We start from the raw sequence: 24,794 nt of genomic DNA, 5'->3' as shown, positions 1-24,794 counted from the left end.
GATTGTGATCCAGATCGTTATCTGGATGTATTTTTCAATGATATCCCTGAAGCACGTGCGGTTAACTGACGCCATACCCACTCCAGCGGTCCCTGGCGGAAATAGCGTAGCCAGAGAACAGAAAACGCCAGGTTTACTGCCCAGACCGGAATAACAAACGCCAGCAGCGTAAGTCGGTCGAATTTCATAAACAGGCCAAAGCGATAGAAAAGCGTGGTGCAGATCAGCGTTTGCAGGAGGTAATTGCTTAACGCCATGCGTCCCACGCAGGCGATAGCGCTGACCATCCACAGACGAGAAAGCGAGGGCCAGAAGCCGTAGATCAGCGCCGCGTAGCCGATGGTCTGGAACGGTGCGCTCAGTTCACGCGGCACCTGGAGCAGGAACGCGCACCAGCGGTAATCCCAGTGGATATGCCACTGCGCTATCACCGCCGGGAGGTTAATCAGCACGCCGAGCAGCACCAGACCGGCGCCTGTGCGACGATAGTGACGCAGGCTGAATTCCCCTTTCAGCCAGCCGGTGCGCATCAGTGACGCGCCCATCAGCATCATGCCCGCCAGCTGCCAGCCGTATTGCGCGCCCAGCGCGAGGAGGTTATCCCCCAGCATATCCGCGCGGTTGCTTATCGCTTCCGTACCGCCCTTCAGCTTCCAGAACTGTTCGTACTGCAGGTTAGCGGCATCCGGGATCCAGGCACGATTCGTCGTCTCCCCGGAGATCATCCCCAGCAGCAGCAGTACCCCAAGCCCCATGACATAGAGCATCACGCCGGTGTTGAACAGGCTTTTAACGCTGTGCGCATCGCGAATGAGGCGCCAGCAGATGAGCCCGACTAACCCATACGCGAGAAGAATATCGCCGTCCCAGAAGAACAGGCCATGGATAAAACCGAGGATAACCATCAGCGTCAGGCGCGACTGGATCCAGCGCGTACCACGTTTGAGGAGAAGCTGCAGGCCTGCGCCAAACAGCAGGGCGAAGAGCGTAAGGAATTTGACCTGCGCAAAGAGATCGAGGATTGCCCAGGTCCAGGCATCACTGCGGGTAATGTCGCCATACCACGCGGGATTGAGATACGCCGCCTTCGGCAAACCGAAGGCGGTAATATTAAGCAGCAGGATACCGAGAATGGCGACGCCGCGAACAAAATCGAGCGTGACGTTTCGCTCCATGGTCCCTGCCCTGTCAGACTTAGTTGTGGTGACGTACGGCGCGCAGGAACTCCTGGCGGGTATTCTGGCTCGATTTAAACAGACCGCCCAGCGAGGTTGTGGTGGTCGCACTGGTTGCATCGCGCACGCCGCGCGCTTTCACGCAGTAGTGAACCGCGTCGATAGAGACGGCTACGTTATTGGTGCCCAGCAGCGTTTGCAGCGCGGTCAGGATCTGCTGGGTCAGGCGCTCCTGCACCTGCGGACGCTGAGCGAAGAACTGCACGATGCGGTTGATCTTCGACAGGCCAATCACCGTGTCTTTAGGGATATACGCCACGGTCGCTTTACCGTCGATGGTCACGAAATGGTGTTCGCAGGTGCTGGTCAGCGTGATATCGCGGACCGTTACCATCTCATCCACTTTCATCTTGTTTTCAATGACGGTGATTTTCGGGAAGTTGGCGTAATCCAGGCCGGAGAAAATTTCGTCGACGTACATTTTCGCGATGCGGTGCGGCGTCTCCATCAGACTGTCGTCACTCAGATCGAGATTCAGCAGCTCCATGATGTCGGTCATGTGACCGGCAATCAGACGCTTGCGGGTTTCATTGTCCAAATCCTGTACGGGCGGACGCAGTGGCGTTTCAAGACCGCGCGCAACCAGGGCTTCGTGGACCAGGGCAGCTTCTTTACTGAGTGATGACATTTTGTTCTCCTGCAGGTGTGGCGTCTTTCGCCCTCGTTGTGGCAAAAGTATGCGTTCATTGTGCGTGAGGCGGCGCACATAATCCAGTATTCACGACGATAATTATTGCGATTGCTGTTGCCTTTCAGCGTGACGATTCCAGACAAGCGCTCCTCCAACGAACAGCGCAATGCCCGCCAGCCCCAGCGCGGGCTCCAGCCGGTGGGTGAGCCAGGTTGATAACGCCGAGGTGACCGGACCAATCAACTGCCCAATCGCATACCCGGTGGTGAGCAGGCCTGCCATATAACGCGTGTGGTTTGGCGCCAGCTCGCGGCCGTATAAAAGAGAGAGCTGCACGGCACACAAAAAGCCGCCGCCCACCAGCAGCCCGCCCGTCAGCAAACCGCCAATCCCCGGCAGCAGCCAGGCCGCCAGCACGCCTGCGCCCTGTAACCACAGTACGATCGCCAGCCTGCGATTAGCCGTTGAGGTATGGCGTAACAGAATACTGAGCGCAATCCCCACCACGGCGGCGAGACCAAAAATCGGCCAGACAAACTGGGCAAACAGGCTGCCGGGAAAACGTACGGCCGCCATTTGCGACAGGAAGGTCGCCGGGAGGATATAGCCAAACCCGGCCAGGCTGTAGCTCCAGACCAGACGCGTTAAATCCGCCGTCAGCACCAGCGGCTCCGGCGCGGTGCCGGGTCGATGGAGCTGCCCGGATCGCGGCAGGTAGCGCGCCACCAGGGCAATCAGCACCAGCGCCAGCACGCCGTAGATTTGCCATGCCGCCCCGGCCGACAGGGACTTCGCCTGAATATAGACGGCGAGCAGGCCGCTCAGGGCGATACCTGCCCCGGGCCCGGCAAAGACAGCCGCACTGAGCCCCGGTTTACCCAGCTGTCCCAGCCGCTCGTTGGTCCAGGCAGCAATCAGCACCATTGACCAGCCGCTCATGCAGCCAATCACAAAGCGCAGCAGGCCGTGCACGACGGCGTTCTCCGCCGCCGCGGAGAGCAGCGTCAGCGCCACCGCGCCGGTGATGCCCAGCCAGAGGCGCGTTTCAACGAAGCGGTGCGCACGCATCGCATCCCACGCTCCCACCAGATAGCCCAGATAATTCATCGCCGCCACCAGACCCGCGCTGGTCAGCGTAAGCTGTCCGGCAGCAATCATTAGCGGTACCTGAGGCGTAAAGGCAAAGCGCCCTATCCCCATCGCCACCACCAGAACGACAAACCCACTGAGCGCAATACGCAGCGCCATGACCGCTCCAATTGTTAAAGAAAAGTAAATTTATGATGCAGCATCTCGCCGCCTGGCGAAAGTGAAAGTTACTCACAGGTCAATGAAAAGGCTGTATTATGGGTTTTATGAATACGCATTCTCATTAAGGAGCCCTGCATGGAACTGCTCGAAGAGCACCGTTGTTTTGAAGGTCGACAGCAGCGCTGGCGGCACGACTCCACCTCTCTGAACTGTGCAATGACGTTCAGCATTTTCCTGCCGCCGACGGAAAACCCGCCGGTTTTGTTCTGGCTTTCCGGCCTGACCTGTAACGACGAAAACTTCACCACCAAAGCGGGCGCGCAGCGTATTGCCGCCGAGCTGGGCATTGCGCTGGTGATGCCAGACACCAGCCCGCGTGGCGACGATGTGGCCGACGATGCCGGATACGACCTGGGCAAAGGCGCCGGATTTTATCTCAATGCGACCGAGCAGCCCTGGGCGCGCCACTACCGCATGTATGATTACCTTCGCGATGAACTTCCTGCGCTGGTGCAGTCGCAGTTTGCGGTTGGCGAGCGCTGCGCGATCAGCGGCCACTCAATGGGCGGACACGGGGCGCTCATCATGGCGCTGAAAAATCCGGGGAAATACGTCAGCGTGTCGGCATTTGCACCAATTGTGAACCCAACGCAGGTGCCGTGGGGGCAGAAAGCCTTCACACACTATCTGGGTGAGGATGCGGAAAAATGGCAGGCATGGGACAGCTGCGCGCTGATGCTGGCCAGCAAAGCTGAAGAAGCCATTCCCACCCTTATCGATCAGGGTGATGCGGACCAGTTCCTCGCCGGTCAGCTGCAACCTGCGGTGCTGGCAGAAGCGGCACGGCAGAAAGACTGGCCGCTGACGCTGCGCATTCAGCCGGGATACGATCACAGCTATTACTTCATCGCGTCATTTATTGAGGATCATCTCCGCTTCCATGCGGAGCATTTATTTGCATAAGCACCGCCTGTTTTGCCCGGTGGCGCTTCGCTTACCGGGCCTACGGGCCTGTGCCCTTATGTAGGCCGGGTAAGGCGCAGCCCGCCACCCGGCACATGGCTGAATCAGAACTTATAATCCACGCCGACAAAGTAGCGACGGCCATCTTCCGTGTAGCTGTAATCGTCGCGGCTCAGATCTTTGTCCAGCAGGTTCTGCACGCCCGCACGCAGCTTCACGCTTTTCGTCGCCTGCCACGCGGCGCCGGTATTCCAGATAACATAGCCACCCGGCGTTGGGTCGCTGCTGGTCAGCGCGCGTTTCTCACCGGTGTAGTTGCCCTGAACATAGAACGACCAGTCCTGCGTCGCCTTCCAGTCAACGGTCCCGTTGGCGGTGTGGAACGGCAGATCGGACAGCGGTTTGTTGCCGCCGTTGCTGATATCACGACCGTCGTTGTAGGTGTAGTTCAGCGTCACTTTCCAGTCGTCCGCCAGCGGGAATTTCAGCTCGGTCTCCACCCCGCGGATGCGCGCCTTGTTGACGTTGTAGTAGCGGAATATCGGCTCACCGTCCGCATTCAGGCCAACGTAGTTAGGGTAGCTCTGCGCCTGCTTCGCATTGGCCGTACGGCTGATGCTGATGCGGTCATCGACGTTATTCTGGAAGGTGGTCACGCTGGCCTGCACGCCCTCTAACCAGCCCTCTTCCCCGCTGTAGTACAGGCCGAATTCGAAGCTCTCGCTGGTTTCCGGCTTCAGATCCGGGTTACCGACAATCTCACAGGCACCGCGGCACGAGCCGGTGACCCAGTCCGGGCTCAACTGCAGCAGTGACGGCGCTTTAAACGCGGTCGCCCAGCCCCCTTTCACCGTGACGGTATCGGTCGCGTTGTAGACCAGATAGGCGCGCGGGCTCCAGTGGTCGCCGTAGGTATCATGGTCGTCCATACGGATGCCGGTGGTCAGCGCCAGAGGTTCAAAAATACGCCACTCGTCCTCCAGGAACAGGGCATACTGGCTTGTCGACGTACTGCTGCCGGAGCCGCCCGTCAGGTTGACCGGATCCTTCAGCTTATCGTGACGCCATTCGCCACCGAAGGTCATCAGCTGGTTGATGTCGCCCAGCGGCAGCACGTATTTCCCGTCCACCGCGTTGCTCTCGGAGGTGATCGGATTGCTGTTGCCCGGGTTTTTGTTATCCACCTTCTCGCCGTAAACCTTCAGCTCGCTGTTGCCGATGCCCCAGCGGCCGTTGTGGCTGAGAGAGTAGTTCTGACGCTCAAGGCGGTTTTTGTCGAGGGAATCCGAGTCACGATCCTGACGGTCGAAACCGTAGCCCGCCGTAAAGTCGTGATTTTCAGACGGCGTCCAGGCGAATTCCACATTCGCATCGCGGCTGGTGAAGCCTTCAATGCGCGGTGTTTCACCGCTCGCCGTGGTAGAGGACTTCTGCTGACCGTCTTTCTCACGCTTCGCGAGGCTACCGTAGGCTTTCAGCCCTAGCAGGCCGTCCACCAGCGGACCGCTGGTATAGAACTGGCCGTCGTACGTATCACCACGATCGCGATGTTCCTGAATTGTGGAATCGGCGCTCAGGGTGCCCGTCCATTTCTGGCCGATTTTTTTGGTGATAATGTTCACCACGCCGCCCAGCGCATCGGAGCCATAAAGCGAGGACATCGGCCCACGCACCACTTCAATTCGTTCGATGGCGTCAACCGGCACCCAGTTGAGGTCGAAATCATTATGGCGGAACACTGCGTTACGGGAATTGACGCGCTTGCCGTCGATCAGGATCAGCGTGTAGCTGCTGTCCAGCCCGCGAATACTTACCCCTTTACGGTTGTCCCCTTCGCTCGTGAGCTGCACGCCCGGCACATCCCGTAACACATCTTTCAGATTTTGAACGGGTTTGCGCTGCAAATCTTCCTGGGTAATCACGCTGATGCTTGCCGGTGCGTCTTTCAGGTTTTGCTCGGTCGCGGAAGCCGTGACAACCATTGTGTCGCCGGATTCCGCTGCGATAACAGGCAGGGCCAGGGACATTGCGGACGCGCAAAGTCCTCCCCTGACGAAGGGATTCAACCTAAACATTCCATATCTCCATGAGGTAAATACAACTCAATCAAATCATCATTGCTCACAGCGTCTTCCTTGCCGCCCACATCTCCGGTGGGTCGGTGACACGCTTATTTTTGATAACGATAAAGCAAACGATAATTATTATCAATTAAATTGTTAAGAAATATATCTTTGTTACAGGAGGAGGAAATAAAAAACCCGCTCAAACGAGCGGGCTAAAGAGAGAGGAAGTGCGATTATTGTTTAAATCGTTCCGGGAATTCCATTTCACTGTAGCGAACGAAGTGTGTTCCTTTCGTCAGCTTGTAGCCAAACCAGATGACGAGGAACAGCGGAATACCAATGTAGGTTGCCGTGACGGCGCCCCAGTCAATGGTGTCCGCCAGGAACGCTTCATAGTTCTGTCCCAGCGTAATAATCAGGCACAGAATGAAGGCGAAAATGGGACCCAGCGGGAAGAACCCTGAGCGATACGGCAGCTGGTTAACGTCATAACCCTGTTTAACGTAGCCACGGCGGAAACGATAGTGGCTAATGGCAATCCCCAGCCAGGCAATAAAGCCCGTCATCCCGGAGGTGTTAAGCAGCCACAGGTACACCGTCTGGTTGCCAAACATAGAGGTCAGGAAGCACAGGCCGGCAATCACCGTTGTGGCGTACAGCGCGTTGCGCGGTACGCCGCCACGGGACAGCTTCGCGAAAATACGCGGTGCTTTTCCGTCGCATGCCAGCGTGTAGAGCATACGGGTGGACGCGTACATCCCGGAGTTACCGGCAGAAAGTACGGCGGTCAGGATAACGGCGTTCATCACTGCCGCGGCAGAAAGCAGGCCGGCATGCTGGAAGACCAGCGTGAACGGGCTAACGCTAATGTCTTTCACGTCATTACGCAGCAGGCTTGGATCGGTGTACGGAATGATCAGGCTGATAATCAGGATCGCGAACACATAGAACAGCAGGATACGCCAGAAGACCTGACGAACCGCGCGCGGAATATTCTTCTCCGGGTTCTCTGACTCACCGGCAGCAATGCCAATCAGCTCGGTTCCCTGGAAGGAGAAGCCGACAATCATTGCCACGCCAATCATTGCCGACAGTCCACCGGCAAACGGCGCATCGCCTATTGTCCAGTTACTCCAGCCCGCAGGTTCAGCGCCTTTGAAAATACCAACGATCATCGCCACACCGACGACGATAAAGATGATGACGGTTGCCACTTTGATCAAAGAGAACCAGTATTCCGCTTCGCCGAAACCGCGCACGGAGATGTAGTTCAGCAGGAAGATGACGGCCAGGAACAGGGCGCTCCAGATCCAGCCCGGCGTATCCGGGAACCACCAGTTCATCACCAGCTGTGCGGCGACAAGGTCAACGGCGATGGTGACCGCCCAGTTGTACCAGTAGTTCCAGCCCAGCGCGAAGCCGAAGCCTTCTTCAACGTATTTTTGACCGTAGGTCGAGAACGAACCGGATACCGGCATGTACGCGGCCAGTTCGCCGAGACTGGTCATCAGGAAGTACACCATCAGGCCAATCAGGATATAAGAGAAAAGTGCCCCACCCGGGCCGGCTGCCGAAATCGTTGCGCCAGAGGCAACGAAAAGACCTGTACCGATGGAGCCGCCAATGGCGATCATCGTCAGGTGACGCGCCTTGAGTTCACGACGTAGCGTGGGCGCTTCTGTGGTTTTAATTTCTGAAACCATATGAAAATGCTGTCCATTTAATAAATGAGGCGCGATTGTAGCAGACGATCCGCGTTCCTTCCGGCAGAAATACTCAGTTATAAGAGAGCTTCATGACGCGGCCAGGATTATAAGTAAAGCATAATTTTTCCCTCTCCCCTTTGGGGTGAGGGACGCTGTCAGATTTCGCAATAGCGCAGAAAACGCTGCAGGGAGCTGGAAAGGTGTTTCTGGCGATGATGAATGCACCACAGCGTGCGCACCAGTTTCGGAAGCGGAACGGGAATCTCCACCAGCGATCCGGTTTCCAGCTGTTCGGCAATAACGCGCCGGGAAAGACAGCTGATACCCAATCCGTGGCGCACCGCGTGCTTAATCGCCTCTGAGTTCCCCAATTCCATCCCCAGCTGGAAATGCGGCAGATGGGACAGCAGCAGGTAATCGACAATTTCACGCGTGCCGGAGCCCTGCTCGCGCAGGATCCACTGCGCCTGCGCCAGCCGCTCCAGCGTCACCTCGCCCTGCAATAATGACGAGGCCGGGGACGCAAACACCACCAGCTCGTCTTCCAGCCAGGGCTCGGCAATGATATCGACGTTGTGGCAGGGCCCCTCGATGAGGCCGATATCCACGCGGAAGTCGATCACCGCGTTGATGACGTCCTGGCTATTGCCCACGCTCATCTCCAGCGGCAGGGTCGGGAAATCCCGACGATAGCGGGCGATCACCTCCGGCAGGATGTAATTGCCGATGGTGCTGCTGGCGTAGACGCGGATCGCGCCGTTATCTTCGCGGAACAGCTGTTCGATTTCGATAGCCTGCTCCAGCAGCGCCAGCGCGCGTGGATAAAGAAGACGACCGTGTTCGTTGACCACCAGACGCTTCCCTACCCTGTCGAAAAGCTGAACGCCCAGTTGTCCTTCAAGATCGGTCAACGCCGCGCTGACCGCAGACTGAGAGAGCGCCAGCATTTGTGACGCCTGGGTCGTCGAGCCGCTTTTCAGCACCTCGGCAAACACTTCCAGCTGACGCAAAGTAATGTGCATGGTTGCTTACCACTTATATAGATTGATTATAAGTATATAATCAATTTTATTTTTAAGCCAGACCGCCGTAACCTTTAGCCAGACAAAGGAGAAGGTTATGTCAGAAATCACCTTACAACATCATCGTACAGTGTGGCACTTCGTGCCGGGTCTTGCGCTCAGCGCCGCAGTGACCGCCGTCGCGCTATGGGGCGGCAGCATCCCGGCCATCGCAGGCGCAGGTTTCAGCGCGCTGACGCTCGCCATTTTGCTCGGCATGGTCGTGGGTAACACCGTTTATCCACATATCTGGAAATCCTGCGACGGCGGCGTGATCTTTGCCAAGCAGCATCTGCTGCGTCTTGGGATCATTCTTTATGGCTTTCGTCTCACCTTTTCGCAGATTGCGGATGTGGGTGCGAGCGGGATCGCCATCGACGTTCTGACCCTGACCAGCACCTTTTTACTGGCCTGCTTTATCGGTCAGAAAGTGTTTGGACTGGACAGGCAAACCAGCTGGCTGATCGGTGCCGGGAGCAGTATCTGTGGCGCAGCGGCGGTGCTGGCAACGGAGCCGGTCGTGAAAGCCGAAGCCAGCAAGGTAACGGTTGCCGTCGCGACGGTGGTGATCTTCGGGACGCTGGCGATTTTCCTCTACCCGGCCATGTATCCGCTGGTCGCCCACTGGTTTAGCCCGGAAACCTACGGCATCTATATCGGCTCGACCATGCACGAAGTGGCCCAGGTGGTCGCAGCAGGACATGCCATTAACCCGGACGCCGAAAACGCGGCGGTGATTGCCAAAATGCTGCGCGTGATGATGCTGGCGCCGTTCCTGATTTTCCTGGCCGCACGGGTTAAACAGCTGGCTCCGGCGGGCGGCAGCGAGAAGAGCAAAATCACCATTCCGTGGTTTGCGATCCTGTTCATCGTGGTCGCTATCTTTAACTCCTTCCACCTGCTGCCGAAAGCGGTGGTGGATATGCTGGTGACGCTGGATACCGTACTGCTGGCGATGGCCATGGCGGCGCTGGGGGTGACCACACACGTCAGCGCGCTGAAAAAAGCCGGTGCGAAACCGCTGCTGATGGCGCTGGTGCTCTTCATCTGGCTGATTGTCGGCGGTGGCGCAATTAACCTCGCGGTCCATAGCCTGATGGCATAAACCACTACATCCTTCTCCTGTTAACCCGCTATCATAGGCATTTCGGGTTAACAGGAGTCCCTTTATGAAATATGTTGGAGCGCACGTCAGCGCTGCAGGTGGCCTTGCGAATGCCGCCATTCGTGCCGCCGAAATTGAGGCGACCGCTTTCGCCCTGTTCACCAAAAATCAGCGCCAGTGGCGCGCCGCACCGCTCACCGCTGAGGTGATTGATGATTTCAAAGCCGCCTGTGAGAAATACCGCTACGGGCCCGGCCAGATCCTCCCCCACGACAGCTACCTGATCAACCTCGGTCACCCGGTTGAAGAAGCGCTGGAAAAATCCCGAGAGGCGTTTCTGGATGAAGTGCAACGCTGCGAACAGCTGGGGCTGACGCTGCTGAACTTCCATCCGGGCAGCCATCTGATGCAGATCGACGAAGATGCCTGCCTGGCGCGCATTGCAGAGTCCATTAACATCACGCTGGATAAAACCAAAGGCGTGACGGCGGTGATTGAGAACACCGCCGGTCAGGGCAGCAACCTCGGCTTTAAGTTCGAACATCTGGCGGCGATTATCGACGGCGTGGAGGACAAATCCCGCGTCGGCGTGTGCATTGATACCTGCCACGCCTTTGCCGCCGGTTATGACCTGCGCACCACCGAGGCAACAAAAAACACGTTTGATGAGTTCGAGCGCATTGTGGGCTTTAAATACCTGCGTGGAATGCACTTAAACGATGCGAAAAGCGCCTTTGGTAGCCGCGTTGACCGCCATCACAGCCTGGGCGAAGGCAACATTGGCCACGATGCGTTTCGCTTTATCATGCAGGACGCTCGCTTCGACGGTATTCCGATGGTGCTTGAAACCATCAATCCGGACATCTGGGCAGAAGAGATTGCCTGGCTGAAGGCACAGCAAACCGCTGAACAGGCGGCATAAAAAAAGCCGGGTTGCATTAGCACCCGGCTTTTTTATTGCTTACCGCTTACGCTGCTTTCGCCACAACTTCCGCTTCCGGACGTTTCAGCACCGCGTAAGAGAGGCCCGCCACCAGCGTACCGGCAACAATCGCCAGCAGGTAGCCCAGTACCGGGGTGATGGCGCCAGGGATCAGCAGCACGAACAGACCGCCGTGTGGTGCCATCAGTTTTGCGCCAATCGCCATGGAGATTGCACCCGTTACCGCACCACCTGCGATACAGCACGGCAGCACACGCATTGGGTCACGCGCCGCGAACGGAATCGCGCCTTCGGTGATGAAGCACAGACCCAGCACCAGCGCGGCTTTACCGCCTTCCTGCTGCGCTTTATCGAACTTACGACGGGCAATAATCGTCGCCAGGCCGAGCGCCAGCGGAGGCACCATGCCTGCCGCCATGATGGCTGCCATTGGCGCGTAGGTCTGGGTACTCAGCAGGCCCACACCAAAGGCGTACGCCGCTTTGTTCACCGGACCACCCATGTCGGTACACATCATGCCGCCGAGGATTGCCCCCAGCAGAACCGCGTTCGCGGTGCCCATGGTCTGCAGCCAGTGGGTCAGACCCGCCAGGATGCCCGCAACCGGCTTACCAATCAGGTAAATCATCGCCAGGCCGACCACCAGGCTGGAAATCAGCGGAATGATCAGGATCGGCTTCAGCGCTTCCATACTCTGCGGCAGCTTCAGCTTCGAGCTAATCAGCTTCGCGACGTAACCGGCGAGGAAGCCCGCGATGATACCGCCGATAAAGCCAGAACCGGTGCTCACGGCCAGCATACCGCCGATAAGCCCCGGGGTCAGACCCGGGCGGTCAGCAATGGAGAAGGCAATAAAGCCCGCCAGTACCGGCACCATCAGGGCGAAGGCTGAGCCCCCGCCGATCTGCATCAGCGCTGCCGCCAGCGTTCCTTCTTCTTTAAACGCCGTGATACCAAACGCGAACGAGAGCGCGATACACAGACCGCCCGCGACCACCATCGGCAGCATGTAAGACACGCCGGTCAGCAGGTGACGATAGGCGCCTGCGGACTCTTTCTTCCCTTCCGTCGCGGTCTGGCGCGCGCCGGTTGCCTGATACGGCTTCGCTTCCACCAGCGCTTTATCAAACTCCTGCGCGGTCTTTTTCAGCGCCAGGCCTGTAGAGGTACGGTACATTGGCTTACCGGCAAATTTCGCCAGGTCCACTTCGATATCCGCCGCCACAATCACCAGATCGGCCTCCGCCACTTCCTCTGGGGTGATGGCATTGCCGGCACCGACGGAGCCGCGCGTTTCAACTTTTACCCACCAGCCGCGTTTTTTCGCTTCGGTTTCAATGGCTTCAGCCGCCATAAAGGTGTGAGCCACCCCCGTCGGACAGGCCGTCACCGCCACAATGCGTTTCGGGCCCGTGGCCGCAGCCGGTGCCGTCGCGACAGGCGCGCTGTAGACAGACGCGTGACCTTTCGCTTCGCTCAGGAACAGTTCCGGATGTGCCACCGCGCGATTAATATCGCCCAGCCACACTTTTTTGCCGTTCAGCGCACTGTCAGCCGGGATGTTGTCGCCCAGGACAATGGCCAGTTCGGCATCGCCCGGGTTATCAGTCATCTCGAGATGTGCTTTGTTCGCCGCCGCTCCCAGCAAGGTCTTCGCCATATAGGCGCGTGCCTGTCCGAGACCGGAGTCAATGATCAGCAGCGTTTTCATTATTCCTCTCCTGCTGTTAGTTAAAAGGTTTTAAGTCAACGCGCGCCATCATCGCGGCTAACTGGGTACGATCGGTAATACCGACATTGCTCTGGCTGACGGCCAGGGCAGCAACGGCAGTGGCAAGACGTAAGGTATGTTCACTGGATTCCCGCATCAGCAGACCATAAATCAGTCCGCCAACCATGGAATCCCCTGCGCCAACGGTACTCACAACCTCCATTGACGGCGGTTTGGCGATCCATTCGCCAGACGCGTTAACCCACAACGCGCCTTCTGCACCAAGAGAGATCACCACGTGAGCGATACCCTGCTCGCGCAGCGCATGGGCAGCGTCAATCACATCTTTTAATTCTGGCAGCTTACGGCCCGCCCAGATCTCCAGTTCGCGGCGATTTGGCTTCACCAGCCACGGAGAGGCTTTCAGGCCCGCGACCAGCGCGTCACGGCTGCTGTCAAAAATAATGCATGGGCACTGGCTGCGCAGGCGCGTCATCCAGTCGGTAAACGCTTCCGGGCTGACGCCGGATGGCAGGCTGCCGCTGACGCACACCATGTCAAACTGCCCCAGCCAGGTCAGCGAGTCGTTGACAAAGCGTTCCCAGTCTGACGGCGTCACTTCGAAGCCAGAGAAGTTCAGATCGGTCACTTCACCGTCTTTCTCCGTCAGCTTAACGTTGATACGGGTACGGCCCTGAACAACCTGGAAACGGTTGGCAATGCCCAGCTCGCTGAACAGCTGCTGGAAACCATCCTGGTTGTCTTTGCCGAGGAATCCGCCCACGGTGACATCGATACCGAGATCCTTGAGCACTTTCGCGACGTTAATCCCTTTGCCCGCAGCATGCAGGCCGGTGGTACGCACGAGGTTAACTTCGCCGCGCTCAATTTCCGGGCAAAACCCCACCAGGTCATAAGCCGGGTTCAGCGTAATAGTCGCAACACGTCTGCTCATTATGCGCCCTCCCCCAGACCCGCCGCGATGGCATCGCCAATCGCTTTCAGCGCCTGTTCAGCATCGGCACCCTGCGCGGTGAAACGCAGACGGTGGCCTTTCTTCACGCCCAGCGCGACCACTTTCATCAGACTACGGCCGTTGGCCGGTTTGCCCGTGCCATCAAGATTCGCCACGGTAATCTCACTCTCAAATTGTTTAATGGTATTCACCAGCATGGTGCCCGGACGGGCATGCAGGCCGTGCTCGTTACGCACCACGAACTCCGCGGTTAGCACGTCATCCGTCAGCGCATCATCACTGGTCAGCAGTGCCAGCACGGTGGATGCATCAGCGTTCAGCAGTTTTTCAGCTTTGTTGTTCAGCAGCAGATCGCCAAGACGCTTCAGCACGGAAACCGGCTGTTCATCAGCCATCGCGACGGTCACCAGCATGGCTGCGCGCTCGCCTTCTACCTCAAACGCCGTGGCAGCACGGCTCACGGCAATCGCACTGCGCAGGTTGCCTTCAGCACTGTCGTTCAGCCAGATGCCCTGACCCAGATTCAACGGCTTATCGTTAATCACGCGCGTCACAAAGGTGGCATCCGCCGCGCCGGCTTCTTTCAGACGACCCGCGTTCAGCGCCTGCAGCGTCACCAGATCGGAAGCAACCACATCCAGCGTCAGCGTTTCATTATCCAGTTTCAGCGCTTCACTCTGTTTTTCGCCCATCAGCAAGGCGCGCAGCTCTTCCGCGGTGGTGGCGGATTTAAGCTGTTCAGCCACCGCGTCATCGCTCAGGACATGCGTCAGCTGACGCAGCAGACCTAAATGTTCATCGCTGCTGGCCGCGATACCGATGGCCACATAGGCCACCTGACCGTCGCCCCAGAGCACGCCCTGCGGGAACTGATACACCTTAACGCCGGTTTTCAGCACCTGATCGCGGGTGTCGGTGGTACCGTGCGGAATGGCAATGCCATTGCCGAGGAAGGTTGAAGTCTGCTGCTCGCGGGCCAGCATGCCGTTGACATAGCCGTCCGCGACGTTACCCGCCTGCACAAGCGCAGCGGCAACCTGGCGAATAGCCTCTTCTTTATCCCCGGCCTGAGCGCCCGGGTGGATATCCTGAACAGATAACTGGAACATGGTTCTCCACTCCTGCTGAACTTGAATCGTTTCAGCTTTAATGAGAAAAAATGCGCTAGCCTGCTCCGTTTGTTAAAACAAGATAGCGCTGAAACGTTTCAAAAAGTCTTGCGCTTTCTGCTGTACCTTGCAAGTAAACTCGTCTTTCTGATATCAGAATTTAGAGATACAGCACATTTCTTCTTCATTGAGCTGAATTTTGCTGAAGTTCAGCAAGTCAGTTTCAGCTAAGGTCAGCAGCGTGAGAGACAAGTTGAAATGCCATTTTGATTTTTCGTGGCATCATTGACCGCACCCACTGTTTATTTTTTAGCTGACGGCGTACACTCCGCCCCTCTCTGCTACTCGCTAATTATAAAACATGCATAACACCCCTGCGGCTGCCTCGCCAAAGCCCTTTGACTTGACCTCAGCGGCCTTCCTGATTGTTGCCTTTTTCACGGGCATTGCCGGTGCGTTACAGACGCCGACGCTGAGCTTATTTCTGACCAATGAGGTTCATGTTCGTCCGGCGCTGGTTGGCTTCTTTTTTACCGGAAGCGCCATCATCGGCATCCTGGTCAGTCAGTTTCTGGCGGGGCGCTCCGACAGAAAAGGCGATCGTAAAAGCCTGATCGTTTTCTGCTGCCTGCTGGGGGTCATGGCCTGCGTTCTTTTTGCCTGGAACCGCAACTACTTCATTCTGCTTTTCGTCGGGGTATTCCTGAGCAGCTTTGGCTCGACGGCTAACCCACAGCTGTTTGCGCTTGCCCGCGAACACGCCGACCATACCGGACGTGAAGCGGTGATGTTCAGCTCTGTCCTGCGTGCGCAGGTGTCGCTGGCGTGGGTGATTGGCCCGCCGCTGGCCTACGCGCTGGCGATGGGTTTTGGCTTTACGGTGATGTACCTGAGCGCGGCAGTCGCGTTTGTGGCGTGCGGCGCGCTGGTGTGGTTCTTCCTGCCGTCCATGCGCAAAGAGCCCAAGGTGGCAACGGGCGTGCTGGAAGCGCCGCGCCGTAACCGCCGCGATGCCCTGCTCCTGTTCGCGATCTGCACGCTGATGTGGGGCACCAATAGCCTGTATATCATCAATATGCCGCTGTTTATCATTAATGAACTGCACCTGCCGGAGAAGCTGGCGGGCATCATGATGGGCACCGCAGCCGGGCTTGAGATCCCGACCATGCTGATCGCAGGCTATTACGCAAAGCGCTTCGGGAAACGTTTTTTAATGCGCATCGCCGCCGTCGCCGGTCTGCTGTTTTATATCGGTATGCTGACGGTACATACGCCGGGGCTGTTGCTGGCGTTACAGCTGCTGAACGCTATCTATATTGGTATTCTCGCCGGGATAGGCATGCTTTATTTCCAGGATCTGATGCCGGGCCAGGCAGGCTCCGCCACCACCCTTTATACTAATACCACCCGCGTGGGCTGGATTATTGCCGGTTCAATGGCCGGTGTCGTGGCCGAAATCTGGAACTATCACACGGTGTTCTGGATTGCGCTGGTGATGTGTACGCTGACGATTGGCTGCCTGGCGAGGATTAAAGACGTTTAAGGCGCGGTGAGCGCTTCCAGCTCAAGAAGGTACGTTATCGCCTGCTCTCGCGTGCTGCCGCACATTTCAGCCGTGGGCTGAAGCCCGGAGCAGACCTTCGGGCGCAACGGTGAGCCAAAGATCATGCACAGGTTCGTTTCCGAGAGCTGAACGCAGCGGGTATTGGCAGGTTTGCCCTCGGGCATTCCTGGAATGGGGCTTGAAATGGACGGTGCAGTACAGCACGCGCCACAATCGGGACGACAATCCATAAATGCTCTCTTTCGCTGGCGAATGCCCGTACGGTCGGGCATCGCGCGCACAGTAACACCTTTTGTGTATTGATAGCAAAAGCCACGAATTCCTCTTGCCTGAAAGGCCGCGCGCGAGTAATTTGGCGCGATATTTTTTACCTCCCGTAAACAGGATTACTGCAATGCCAAGAGCGAACGAAATTAAGAAAGGTATGGTACTGAATTACAACGGCAAATTGCTGATTGTGAAAGATATCGATATTCAGGCACCAAGCGCCCGTGGTGCAGCTACGCTGTACAAAATGCGTTTCGCCGATGTGCGTACCGGCCTGAAGGTGGAAGAGCGCTTTAAAGGGGACGATATCGTCGATACCGTGACCCTGACCCGTCGCTATGTTGATTTCTCCTACATCGACGGCAACGAATATGTGTTCATGGACAAAGAAGATTACACCCCGTATATCTTCACCAAAGACCAGATTGAAGAAGAGCTGCTGTTCATCCCGGAAGGCGGTATGCCTGATATGCAGGTTCTGACCTGGGACGGCGTGCTGTTGGCGCTGGAACTGCCTCAGACCGTCGATCTGGAAATCGTTGAAACGGCACCAGGCATCAAAGGCGCATCCGCCAGTGCCCGCAACAAACCGGCTACCCTGACCACCGGCCTGGTTGTGCAGGTGCCGGAATACCTCTCTGCTGGCGAGAAAATCCGCATCCATATCGAAGAAAAACGCTATATGGGTCGCGCTGACTGATTGCGGCGTTTGTCGGGTGGCGCTACGCTTACCCGACCTACGAAAAAACCGGCCCTGAAGCCGGTTTTTGTGTTTTTGTAGGCTGGGTAAGGCGAAGCCGCCAACCGGCAATTCCGGTTACAGCAGCTCCGGATACTTCGTCATCTTCAGCGCCAGCTCAACGCCGCGCACTTCCGCCATCCCTTTAAGACGGCCAATCGCCGAATAGCCCGGGTTGGTTTTCTTACGCAGATCGTCCAGCATCTGGTGTCCGTGATCCGGACGGAACGGGATGGGACGCACATCGCCAGCCTGCTTGCGACGCGCCTCTTCCGCCAGAATGGCGTCTACCACCGCCACCATATTCACATCGCCGCCCAGGTGCGCCGCCTCGTGGAAGGTTTTTGGGTTCTCTTCACGGCAGGTCGCACGCAGATGCGTAAAGTGAATACGATCGCCGAAGGTTTCAATCATCCGCACCAGATCGTTATCGGCCCGCACGCCGTAGGAGCCGGTACACATGGTAAAGCCGTTGTGGATGCTGTCGACCGTCTCTTTCAGCCACTGCATATCTTCAATCGTAGACACGATACGCGGCAGGCCGAGGATAGGACGCGGTGGATCGTCCGGATGTACCGCCAGGCGAACCCCCACCTCTTCCGCGACCGGCACAATTGCGCGCAGGAAATACGCCATGTTTTCACGCAGCTGGTGCTTATCAATATCGCCGTATTCCGCCAGGCGGGCGCGGAACTGATCCAGCGTATACCCCTCTTCGGCACCCGGCAGGCCCGCAATAATATTACGGGTCAGCTTTTCGATATCCGCGTCGCTGGCGGCATTGAACCATTGGAGCGCCTGCTGCTGCTCTTCAGCGGTGTAATCCGCTTCTGCGCCAGGGCGTTTCAGAATGTGCAGTTCGAATGCCGCAAAGGCAATCTGATCGAAACGCAGCGCTTTTGAGCCGTCCGGCATTTGATATTCGAGGTCTGTACGCGTCCAGTCCAGAATGGGCATGAAGTTGTAGCAAACGGTATCAATACCGCAGGCCGCGAGGTTACGGATGCTCTGCTGATAGTTGGCAATCCAGGTCTGATACTCGCCGGAATGGGTTTTGATGTCTTCGTGAACCGGAATGCTTTCTACCACAGACCAGGTTAATCCCTTCTCCGCCAGCAGCGCCTGACGCGTCTGTATTTCCTCTACCGGCCAGACCTGACCGTTAGGAATATGATGCAGCGCCGTGACGACACCCGTTGCGCCAGCCTGACGCACATCATCAAGAGAAACCGGATCGTTCGGCCCGTACCAACGCCAGGTTTGTTCCATTGCCTCACCCTCTTAAGTTGTTATACCAATATGCGTTACTACAATGACGACTACCATACATGTTTACCGCGAAGGGTCAATACACCGCCACACATTGATTGATCAAACTCACATAACGGGGATATTTACGGCTCACCAATTTTATTTGCTGTCATATAACTTTACACTGGCATTGTTAATTAATGGTTAATCAGGTGTATCTCATGAAGACAATTGCCTCCACCACCCTTCCTGCCCGGGTTCAGCAACCGCGCTACGATCGTCAGCAACTGCGCTCCCGCATCGTCCACTTTGGCTTTGGCGCGTTTCACCGTGCGCACCAGGCCTTGTTAACAAATCGGGTGCTGAATGAAAAAGGCGGCGACTGGGGGATTTGTGAGATTAGCCTCTTCAGCGGCGACGTGCTGATGAGCCAGCTGCGCGCGCAGGATCATCTGTTCACCGTGCTGGAAAAAGGGGCTGAAGGAAATGAGGCGATTATCGTCGGTGCCGTCCATGAATGCCTGAACGCAAAGCTGGACTCCCTGCCCGCCATTATTGAGAAATTTTGCGAGCCTCAGGTCGCGATTGTCTCGCTCACCATCACAGAGAAAGGCTATTGCATCGATCCCGCGACCGGGAAACTCGATCTGAATAACCCCCGGATCGTCCACGACCTTGAAAACCCCTCAGATCCACATTCCGCCCCTGGGATCCTGGTCGAAGCGCTCCACCGCCGCCGCGAGCGCGGCCTGCCCGCCTTTACCGTGCTCTCCTGCGACAATATCCCGGACAACGGGCACGTGGTGAAAAACGCCGTGCTGGGCATGGCGCAAAAACGTTCCGCAGGGTTATCTGAATGGATCGATAGCCACGTAAGCTTCCCCGGAACGATGGTCGACAGGATTGTTCCCGCCGCGACGGAGGCCTCGCTGGCGGAAATCACCGACGCGCTCGGCGTGGAAGATCCGTGCGCCATCAGCTGCGAGCCGTTCATTCAGTGGGTAATAGAAGATAATTTTGTCGCCGGCCGTCCCGAGTGGGAAGTGGCGGGTGTCCAGATGGTGCAGGATGTTCTGCCGTGGGAGCAGATGAAATTACGCATGCTCAACGGCAGCCACTCTTTCCTGGCGTATCTCGGGTATCTTGCCGGCTACGCGCATATTAATGAATGCATGGAGGACACAGCGTTCCGGGAAGCCGCCCGTCGGCTGATGCTGAACGAGCAGGCCCCCACGTTACGGATTAAGGATGTCGACCTCACCGCGTATGCCGATAGCCTAATCGAACGCTTTGCCAACCCGGCCCTCCAGCATCGGACCTGGCAAATCGCGATGGACGGTAGCCAGAAGCTTCCGCAAAGAATGCTGGATGGGATCCGCGTTCATCTTGAGCGAAACACGCCGTGGTCGCTGCTGGCCCTGGGCGTGGCAGGCTGGATACGCTACGTCAGCGGCACCGACGAGCGCGGTAACGCGATTGACGTTCGCGATCCCCTCAGCGATAAAATCCGCACGATCGTCAACGCCAGCAGCGACATCGACCGCGTCCCCGCGCTGCTGGGGCTGAGCGAAGTGTTTGGTCACGATCTCGCGCACAATCGTATTTTTGTTGAGGCTGTTAGCCAGGCCTATCAGCGTATCACCCGTCACGGCGCACGTCAGGCTGTTATCGAAACGTTAAATATTTAACGATTGTTGCGCTTAACGCGAACGGATAAAGCCTCCGTTCGCCCTTCCCCTTCTCACAGGTCACGTTTTTCGCCAGTATAGAGAACAGTGTTATCGCATCATCATTCTCATCCGGAGCGCACGTGACCAAAACCAACCTCATCACCGGTTTTCTCGGCAGCGGTAAAACCACCTCAATTCTCCACCTGCTGGCGAATAAAGATCCGGCCGAGAAGTGGGCCGTGCTGGTCAATGAATTTGGCGAGGTGGGCATTGACGGCGCGTTACTGTCATCCAGCGGCGCGATGATTAAAGAGATCCCCGGCGGATGCATGTGCTGCGTCAATGGCCTGCCGATGCAGGTGGGGCTCAATACCCTGCTGCGTCAGGGCAAACCCGACCGCCTGCTGATTGAGCCCACCGGGCTGGGCCACCCGAAGCAGATCCTCGATTTACTGACCGCCCCGGTTTACGAGCCGTGGATCGATCTGCGCGCCACACTGTGCCTGCTCGATCCGCGTCAGCTTCTGGATGACAAGGCGGTGGCCAACGAGAACTTCCGCGATCAGCTCGCCTCGGCGGACGTTATCGTCGCCAACAAGGAAGATCGCGCCACGCCTGAAAGCCAGGCCGCGCTGGAGGCGTGGTGGCAACATTTTGGCGGCAATCGCACGCGGGTGCAGACCACCCAGGGGAATATTGATAGCACCCTGCTTGACCTGCCTCGTCTGAACCTCACCGAGCTGCCTGCCAGCGCGGATCATGCGCACAGCCATCCGGTTAAGCAGGGTCTGGCAGCCCTGAGCCTGCCGGAGCACCAGCGCTGGCGTCGTAACCTGAACAGCGGCCAGGGATACCAGGCCTGCGGATGGATTTTCGATGCTGAGACCGTTTTCGATACTATCGGGATTCTGGAGTGGGCCCGCCTTGCGCCCGTCGATCGCGTGAAAGGGATCATGCGCACGCCGGACGGACTGGTGCGGATCAACCGCCAGGGCGACGATTTCTTCATTGAAACGCAGAACGTGGCGCCGCCCGACAGCCGAATAGAGTTAATTAGTGCGGTTAACGCCGACTGGAATGCCCTCCAGTCCAGCCTGTTGAGGATTCGTTTAAGTTCGGGCGGCTAACGTTGCCCCAGTTTTCACTCTATGCAGAACGTTATGACAACTCGATTTCCCCTGATATTACTGCTTAATGTCGCCGGTCTGGCGCTTTTCTTCTCCTGGTATATCCCGGCGAATCATGGTTTCTGGTTCCCCCTGGATTCTGGCATCTTTCACTTCTTCAACCAGGCGCTGGTGAAGAGCGACGCATTCCTGTGGCTGGTGGCCATCACCAACAACCGCGCCTTCGACGGCTTCTCGCTGCTGGCCATGGGCTGCCTGATGCTCTCTTTCTGGCTGAAAGAGGATAAAGCGGGACGTCGGCGTATTCTGATTATCGGTCTGGTAATGCTGTTGTTTGCTGTCGTCATTAATCAGCTGGCTACCGCGATTATTCCGGTTAAGCGTTCCAGCCCTACGCTCTTTTTCACCGATATTTATCGCGTCAGTGAGCTGCTGCATATTCCAACAAAAGATGCGTCGAAGGACAGTTTCCCCGGCGATCACGGCATGATGCTGCTCATTTTTTCCGCAGTCATGCTTCGCTATTTCGGCCGAAAAGCGTTTGCCATAGCCCTGATTATTTTTGTGGTTTTTGCCTTCCCGCGCGTAATGATTGGCGCTCACTGGTTCACCGATATTGCTGTCGGTTCGCTCTCCGTTGCGCTGATTGCGCTGCCGTGGTGTTTAATGACCCCGCTGAGCGACAGGATAATAGCGTTGTTCGATCGCTATCTTCCCGGTAGAGCGCAACAACAATTAAACAAATAACTAACCTAAATTAACGTGAGCTATCAGGGATCGACATGATCCCCGATAGCCTTCCCGCCACGATCTTTTCCCTCTGTCATATTCTTGTCATCACATTCATGATAAAAATGAAGCAATTGCGCGATCACGCGTCGGATCTGACCGCATTTTAAGCAATTACGGATTTTTACTTTCTGTATCACATTTTCTTATAAAAAAAAGGCTTTTTTTACTCGCAATACCCCTGGCAATCGGTTAATCTCGAACTCGTTTTGCCCCATAGGGATAATTATTTCGATGGTGAATAATTTTGTGCGCTATGCCACAAATGTGACCAGAAAGAATTGTCTCGATGTGAACAGATAATTAGTCTCGTCACGTTTGGCATTTTTATAACGATATTTGTCGTTAAGGACTTCAAGGGAAAATAAACAAAATGGTCAAATCTCAACCGTTTCTGAGATATATCTTGCGGGGGATCCCGGCGATAGCAGTCGCGGTACTGTTATCTGCATGTAGTACATCGAACACCGCGAAGAATATGCATCCTGAGACGCGTGTTGTGGGAATGGAAGATTCCTCTTCACTGCAAGCCTCTCAGGATGAATTTGAAAATATGGTACGTAATCTGGACGTGAAGTCCCGCATTATGGACCAGTATGCTGACTGGAAAGGCGTGCGTTATCGTCTTGGTGGCAGCACGAAAACAGGTATTGATTGTTCCGGTTTTGTACAGCGTACGTTCCGCGAGCAATTTGGGTTAGATCTTCCGCGTTCAACCTATGAACAACAGGAGATGGGCAAGTCGATTTCACGTACCAAACTGCGCACCGGCGATTTAGTTCTGTTCCGCGCGGGGTCTACAGGTCGACATGTTGGCATCTACATTGGTAATGACCAGTTCGTACATGCCTCCACCAGTAGCGGTGTGACCATTTCCAGCATGAACGAACCGTACTGGAAGAAGCGTTATAACGAAGCGCGCCGCGTACTGACCCGCAGTTAATATAACTATTGTATCGTTGGTTATCCCTTGGCTGGCGATATGATGAAAAAAAGCACTGCTTCGGCAGTGTTTTTTTTTGCCCGTTACACTGAATACATCAAGCGGCTTTTCAGGAATCACGACGTCTATGCTCACCCGCTACTTCTCCAGTAATCGTAAAATACTGATCCTCAGTATTATCACGGGTCTCATCACCGCCCTGCTCCTGGGTTCCCTGCAATTTTCGTGGAGTTACCACAAGCGGGAAGTCAAATTCGACACCCTGGTGAATGATGTGAGCGCCTACATGGGGAGCTATTTCGAAGACCTTAAAAAAGCGGTCAATGTCCTCCAGCCTCTCACGCTGAACACGTGCCAGGACGTCAACCAGGAACTCACCTCACGCGCGGCCTTCAGCATTAACGTTCGCGCCTTCCTGCTGGTCCGGGACAAGATGGCATTCTGCTCCTCGGCAACAGGCCCGATGAATGCCCCGATGGAGACGCTCATTCCTGAGCTGAACATCAATAAACAGATCGATATGGCGTTGCTTCCGGGTACCCCCATGCTGCCTGATGAACCTGCGATTGCGATCTGGTACCGCAACCCATTAGTGAAGGACGGCGGGGTGTTCACTTCTGTGAATATTAATCTAACGCCTTACCTGCTCTATACTGAGCGCCAGGACGAGTTCGCGGGTATCGCTATCATTATCGGCGATAACGCCTTGTCGACGCGGTCCAGCACGCTGGTTCATACCCGCGACTTGCATGACATCCCGGTCCGCACGGCGACGCTGAAAGACCTCCCCCTGACCATCAACCTGTATGCGGACGCATGGACCAGCGATGAAATTCTCTATGCGCTGTTCTTCGGGCTGGTGTGCGGTATTTGTGCCGGATCGCTTAACTACTACATCCTCAGCATTCGGCTCAACCCGGGTAAAGAAATTTTAAGCGCTATCAAGCGCGGTCAGTTTTATGTGGTTTATCAGCCCGTCGTCGATGCCAAATCGCTCAGGATGACCGGGCTTGAAGTCCTGATGCGCTGGAAACACCCGACAATGGGGGAAATTCCGCCGGACGCGTTTATCAATTTTGCCGAAGCACAGAAGCTGATTGTCCCGCTGACGCTGCATCTCTTTGACCTTATCATTCATGATGCTCTCGTGTTACAAACGCTGTTACCTCCGGGCGCAAAGGTGGGTATTAACATTGCACCGGGGCATCTGCATGCGGAAAGCTTCAAGGACGATATGCGCACCTTCAAAGCCCTGCTGCCGCCGGATTACTTCCAGATCGTGCTGGAAATTACCGAGCGCGATATGCTCAACCATCGGGAAGCCAACACCCTTTTCGAATGGCTGCATAACGAAGGGTTTGAAATCGCCATTGATGATTTTGGTACCGGCCACAGCGCGCTGATTTACCTTGAGCATTTCACTATGGACTACCTCAAAATCGACCGTGGTTTTGTTAATGCGATCGGTACTGAGACCGTGACGTCACCGGTGCTGGATGCCGTTCTGACGCTGGCAAGACGACTGAATATGTCGACCGTCGCCGAAGGGGTAGAGACGCCGGAACAGGCGGCCTGGCTGCGCGAACACGGCGTTAACTTCCTGCAGGGATACTGGATTAGCCGCCCGATGCCGCTGGCGCAGTTCCGCGAATGGCGGCCTGATATTTCGCCCGAAGGCGATTAATTT

Annotated in this window: 21 protein-coding genes; 10 read left to right on the top strand and 11 right to left on the bottom strand. The window is 56.5% G+C overall.

The window, feature by feature from the left end:
• Nucleotides 1-17: 17 nt before the first annotated feature.
• The 3 genes from yeiB to N6P30_RS18025 form a co-directional block, all read right to left on the bottom strand.
• A complete protein-coding gene (gene yeiB / locus N6P30_RS18035; protein WP_032663189.1) occupies nucleotides 18-1,175 on the bottom strand; it encodes a DUF418 domain-containing protein YeiB in 1,158 nt (385 codons plus the stop codon).
• Nucleotides 1,176-1,194: 19 nt separating this feature from the next.
• Complete coding sequence (gene folE / locus N6P30_RS18030; RefSeq protein WP_008500927.1) at nucleotides 1,195-1,863, bottom strand: GTP cyclohydrolase I FolE; 669 nt, start codon at nucleotides 1,861-1,863, stop codon at nucleotides 1,195-1,197.
• 102 nt (nucleotides 1,864-1,965) lie between these two features.
• Nucleotides 1,966-3,114 (bottom strand): YbfB/YjiJ family MFS transporter, encoded by a 1,149-nt coding sequence (locus N6P30_RS18025; protein ID WP_032652753.1) that lies wholly within the window; start codon nucleotides 3,112-3,114, stop codon nucleotides 1,966-1,968.
• Nucleotides 3,115-3,252: 138 nt separating this feature from the next.
• Between N6P30_RS18025 and fghA the strand changes: the two genes are divergently transcribed.
• A complete protein-coding gene (gene fghA / locus N6P30_RS18020) occupies nucleotides 3,253-4,080 on the top strand; it encodes an S-formylglutathione hydrolase (protein WP_021241508.1) in 828 nt (275 codons plus the stop codon).
• A 104-nt stretch (nucleotides 4,081-4,184) separates the two neighbouring features.
• On the opposite strand, the gene cirA is transcribed toward fghA, so the two are convergent.
• The 3 genes from cirA to yieE form a co-directional block, all read right to left on the bottom strand.
• Nucleotides 4,185-6,155: a catecholate siderophore receptor CirA gene (gene cirA / locus N6P30_RS18015; protein ID WP_023344552.1), complete on the bottom strand. Its 1,971-nt coding sequence runs from the start codon at nucleotides 6,153-6,155 to the stop codon at nucleotides 4,185-4,187.
• A gap of 224 nt (nucleotides 6,156-6,379) precedes the next feature.
• Nucleotides 6,380-7,849, bottom strand: a complete 1,470-nt coding sequence (locus tag N6P30_RS18010) for an amino acid permease (protein WP_008500931.1) — start codon at nucleotides 7,847-7,849, stop codon at nucleotides 6,380-6,382.
• Nucleotides 7,850-8,007: 158 nt separating this feature from the next.
• Nucleotides 8,008-8,874 carry a DNA-binding transcriptional regulator YeiE gene (yieE, locus tag N6P30_RS18005; protein WP_008500932.1) on the bottom strand — a complete coding sequence of 289 codons (867 nt, stop codon included), beginning with the start codon at nucleotides 8,872-8,874 and terminating at the stop codon, nucleotides 8,008-8,010.
• Between the two features lie 97 nt (nucleotides 8,875-8,971).
• Between yieE and N6P30_RS18000 the strand changes: the two genes are divergently transcribed.
• Together N6P30_RS18000 and nfo are read left to right on the top strand one after the other, a co-directional pair.
• A complete protein-coding gene (locus N6P30_RS18000; RefSeq protein ID WP_023294037.1) occupies nucleotides 8,972-10,018 on the top strand; it encodes a YeiH family protein in 1,047 nt (348 codons plus the stop codon).
• A 64-nt stretch (nucleotides 10,019-10,082) separates the two neighbouring features.
• Nucleotides 10,083-10,940 (top strand): deoxyribonuclease IV, encoded by an 858-nt coding sequence (gene nfo / locus N6P30_RS17995; RefSeq protein ID WP_023294038.1) that lies wholly within the window; start codon nucleotides 10,083-10,085, stop codon nucleotides 10,938-10,940.
• A gap of 46 nt (nucleotides 10,941-10,986) precedes the next feature.
• On the opposite strand, the gene fruA is transcribed toward nfo, so the two are convergent.
• The 3 genes from fruA to fruB are packed head-to-tail and all read right to left on the bottom strand — an operon-like array spanning nucleotide 10,987 to nucleotide 14,757.
• Entirely contained in the window at nucleotides 10,987-12,672 is a 1,686-nt protein-coding gene (gene fruA, locus N6P30_RS17990) for a PTS fructose transporter subunit IIBC (protein WP_008500935.1), read from the bottom strand.
• A gap of 16 nt (nucleotides 12,673-12,688) precedes the next feature.
• Nucleotides 12,689-13,627 carry a 1-phosphofructokinase gene (gene fruK / locus N6P30_RS17985; protein WP_008500936.1) on the bottom strand — a complete coding sequence of 313 codons (939 nt, stop codon included), beginning with the start codon at nucleotides 13,625-13,627 and terminating at the stop codon, nucleotides 12,689-12,691.
• Nucleotides 13,627-14,757, bottom strand: a complete 1,131-nt coding sequence (fruB, locus tag N6P30_RS17980; protein WP_039025028.1) for a fused PTS fructose transporter subunit IIA/HPr protein — start codon at nucleotides 14,755-14,757, stop codon at nucleotides 13,627-13,629. Before fruB ends, fruK begins: the two co-directional genes overlap by 1 nt.
• 361 nt (nucleotides 14,758-15,118) lie before the next feature.
• On the opposite strand from fruB, the gene setB reads away from it, so the two are divergent.
• Nucleotides 15,119-16,300 (top strand): sugar efflux transporter SetB, encoded by a 1,182-nt coding sequence (setB, locus tag N6P30_RS17975; protein WP_032663187.1) that lies wholly within the window; start codon nucleotides 15,119-15,121, stop codon nucleotides 16,298-16,300.
• Here setB and N6P30_RS17970 read toward each other — a convergent pair.
• Nucleotides 16,297-16,551, bottom strand: a complete 255-nt coding sequence (locus N6P30_RS17970; RefSeq protein ID WP_021241515.1) for a YkgJ family cysteine cluster protein — start codon at nucleotides 16,549-16,551, stop codon at nucleotides 16,297-16,299. The genes setB and N6P30_RS17970 overlap by 4 nt on opposite strands.
• Nucleotides 16,552-16,715: 164 nt before the next feature.
• On the opposite strand from N6P30_RS17970, the gene yeiP reads away from it, so the two are divergent.
• Nucleotides 16,716-17,288 (top strand): elongation factor P-like protein YeiP, encoded by a 573-nt coding sequence (yeiP, locus tag N6P30_RS17965; protein WP_008500940.1) that lies wholly within the window; start codon nucleotides 16,716-16,718, stop codon nucleotides 17,286-17,288.
• Nucleotides 17,289-17,405: 117 nt separating this feature from the next.
• On the opposite strand, the gene uxuA is transcribed toward yeiP, so the two are convergent.
• A complete protein-coding gene (gene uxuA / locus N6P30_RS17960) occupies nucleotides 17,406-18,596 on the bottom strand; it encodes a mannonate dehydratase (RefSeq protein ID WP_044597895.1) in 1,191 nt (396 codons plus the stop codon).
• A gap of 203 nt (nucleotides 18,597-18,799) precedes the next feature.
• Here uxuA and N6P30_RS17955 point away from each other — a divergent pair, with 203 nt between their 5' ends.
• From N6P30_RS17955 to N6P30_RS17935, 5 genes are all read left to right on the top strand, one after another.
• A complete protein-coding gene (locus tag N6P30_RS17955; RefSeq protein WP_047748457.1) occupies nucleotides 18,800-20,266 on the top strand; it encodes a mannitol dehydrogenase family protein in 1,467 nt (488 codons plus the stop codon).
• 122 nt (nucleotides 20,267-20,388) lie between these two features.
• Nucleotides 20,389-21,375, top strand: a complete 987-nt coding sequence (locus N6P30_RS17950; RefSeq protein ID WP_008500943.1) for a CobW family GTP-binding protein — start codon at nucleotides 20,389-20,391, stop codon at nucleotides 21,373-21,375.
• Between the two features lie 33 nt (nucleotides 21,376-21,408).
• On the top strand, nucleotides 21,409-22,122 hold the full coding sequence (locus N6P30_RS17945) for a phosphatase PAP2 family protein (protein ID WP_023618663.1): 714 nt from the start codon (nucleotides 21,409-21,411) through the stop codon (nucleotides 22,120-22,122).
• Nucleotides 22,123-22,537: 415 nt separating this feature from the next.
• Nucleotides 22,538-23,107, top strand: coding sequence for a bifunctional murein DD-endopeptidase/murein LD-carboxypeptidase (gene mepS / locus N6P30_RS17940; RefSeq protein ID WP_008500946.1), 570 nt, complete (start codon nucleotides 22,538-22,540; stop codon nucleotides 23,105-23,107).
• A gap of 127 nt (nucleotides 23,108-23,234) precedes the next feature.
• Nucleotides 23,235-24,791: a cyclic di-GMP phosphodiesterase gene (locus tag N6P30_RS17935; protein ID WP_032663184.1), complete on the top strand. Its 1,557-nt coding sequence runs from the start codon at nucleotides 23,235-23,237 to the stop codon at nucleotides 24,789-24,791.
• Nucleotides 24,792-24,794 lie beyond the last annotated feature (3 nt).

The sequence above is a fragment of the Enterobacter sp. PL1 genome, from assembly GCF_945957325.1.
GTDB classification, from domain to species: domain Bacteria; phylum Pseudomonadota; class Gammaproteobacteria; order Enterobacterales; family Enterobacteriaceae; genus Enterobacter; species Enterobacter roggenkampii.
This window is presented reverse-complemented; position numbering and strand designations above follow the sequence as displayed.

Bases quoted from the DNA above. Each gene is read 5' to 3' on its own strand.
- yeiB (WP_032663189.1), bottom strand. From the start codon at position 1,175: ATGGAGCGAAACGTCACGCTCGATTTTGTTCGCGGCGTCGCCATTCTC.
- folE (WP_008500927.1), bottom strand. From the start codon at position 1,863: ATGTCATCACTCAGTAAAGAAGCTGCCCTGGTCCACGAAGCCCTGGTT.
- N6P30_RS18025 (WP_032652753.1), bottom strand. From the start codon at position 3,114: ATGGCGCTGCGTATTGCGCTCAGTGGGTTTGTCGTTCTGGTGGTGGCG.
- fghA (WP_021241508.1), top strand. From the start codon at position 3,253: ATGGAACTGCTCGAAGAGCACCGTTGTTTTGAAGGTCGACAGCAGCGC.
- cirA (WP_023344552.1), bottom strand. From the start codon at position 6,155: ATGTTTAGGTTGAATCCCTTCGTCAGGGGAGGACTTTGCGCGTCCGCA.
- N6P30_RS18010 (WP_008500931.1), bottom strand. From the start codon at position 7,849: ATGGTTTCAGAAATTAAAACCACAGAAGCGCCCACGCTACGTCGTGAA.
- yieE (WP_008500932.1), bottom strand. From the start codon at position 8,874: ATGCACATTACTTTGCGTCAGCTGGAAGTGTTTGCCGAGGTGCTGAAA.
- N6P30_RS18000 (WP_023294037.1), top strand. From the start codon at position 8,972: ATGTCAGAAATCACCTTACAACATCATCGTACAGTGTGGCACTTCGTG.
- nfo (WP_023294038.1), top strand. From the start codon at position 10,083: ATGAAATATGTTGGAGCGCACGTCAGCGCTGCAGGTGGCCTTGCGAAT.
- fruA (WP_008500935.1), bottom strand. From the start codon at position 12,672: ATGAAAACGCTGCTGATCATTGACTCCGGTCTCGGACAGGCACGCGCC.
- fruK (WP_008500936.1), bottom strand. From the start codon at position 13,627: ATGAGCAGACGTGTTGCGACTATTACGCTGAACCCGGCTTATGACCTG.
- fruB (WP_039025028.1), bottom strand. From the start codon at position 14,757: ATGTTCCAGTTATCTGTTCAGGATATCCACCCGGGCGCTCAGGCCGGG.
- setB (WP_032663187.1), top strand. From the start codon at position 15,119: ATGCATAACACCCCTGCGGCTGCCTCGCCAAAGCCCTTTGACTTGACC.
- N6P30_RS17970 (WP_021241515.1), bottom strand. From the start codon at position 16,551: ATGGATTGTCGTCCCGATTGTGGCGCGTGCTGTACTGCACCGTCCATT.
- yeiP (WP_008500940.1), top strand. From the start codon at position 16,716: ATGCCAAGAGCGAACGAAATTAAGAAAGGTATGGTACTGAATTACAAC.
- uxuA (WP_044597895.1), bottom strand. From the start codon at position 18,596: ATGGAACAAACCTGGCGTTGGTACGGGCCGAACGATCCGGTTTCTCTT.
- N6P30_RS17955 (WP_047748457.1), top strand. From the start codon at position 18,800: ATGAAGACAATTGCCTCCACCACCCTTCCTGCCCGGGTTCAGCAACCG.
- N6P30_RS17945 (WP_023618663.1), top strand. From the start codon at position 21,409: ATGACAACTCGATTTCCCCTGATATTACTGCTTAATGTCGCCGGTCTG.
- mepS (WP_008500946.1), top strand. From the start codon at position 22,538: ATGGTCAAATCTCAACCGTTTCTGAGATATATCTTGCGGGGGATCCCG.
- N6P30_RS17935 (WP_032663184.1), top strand. From the start codon at position 23,235: ATGCTCACCCGCTACTTCTCCAGTAATCGTAAAATACTGATCCTCAGT.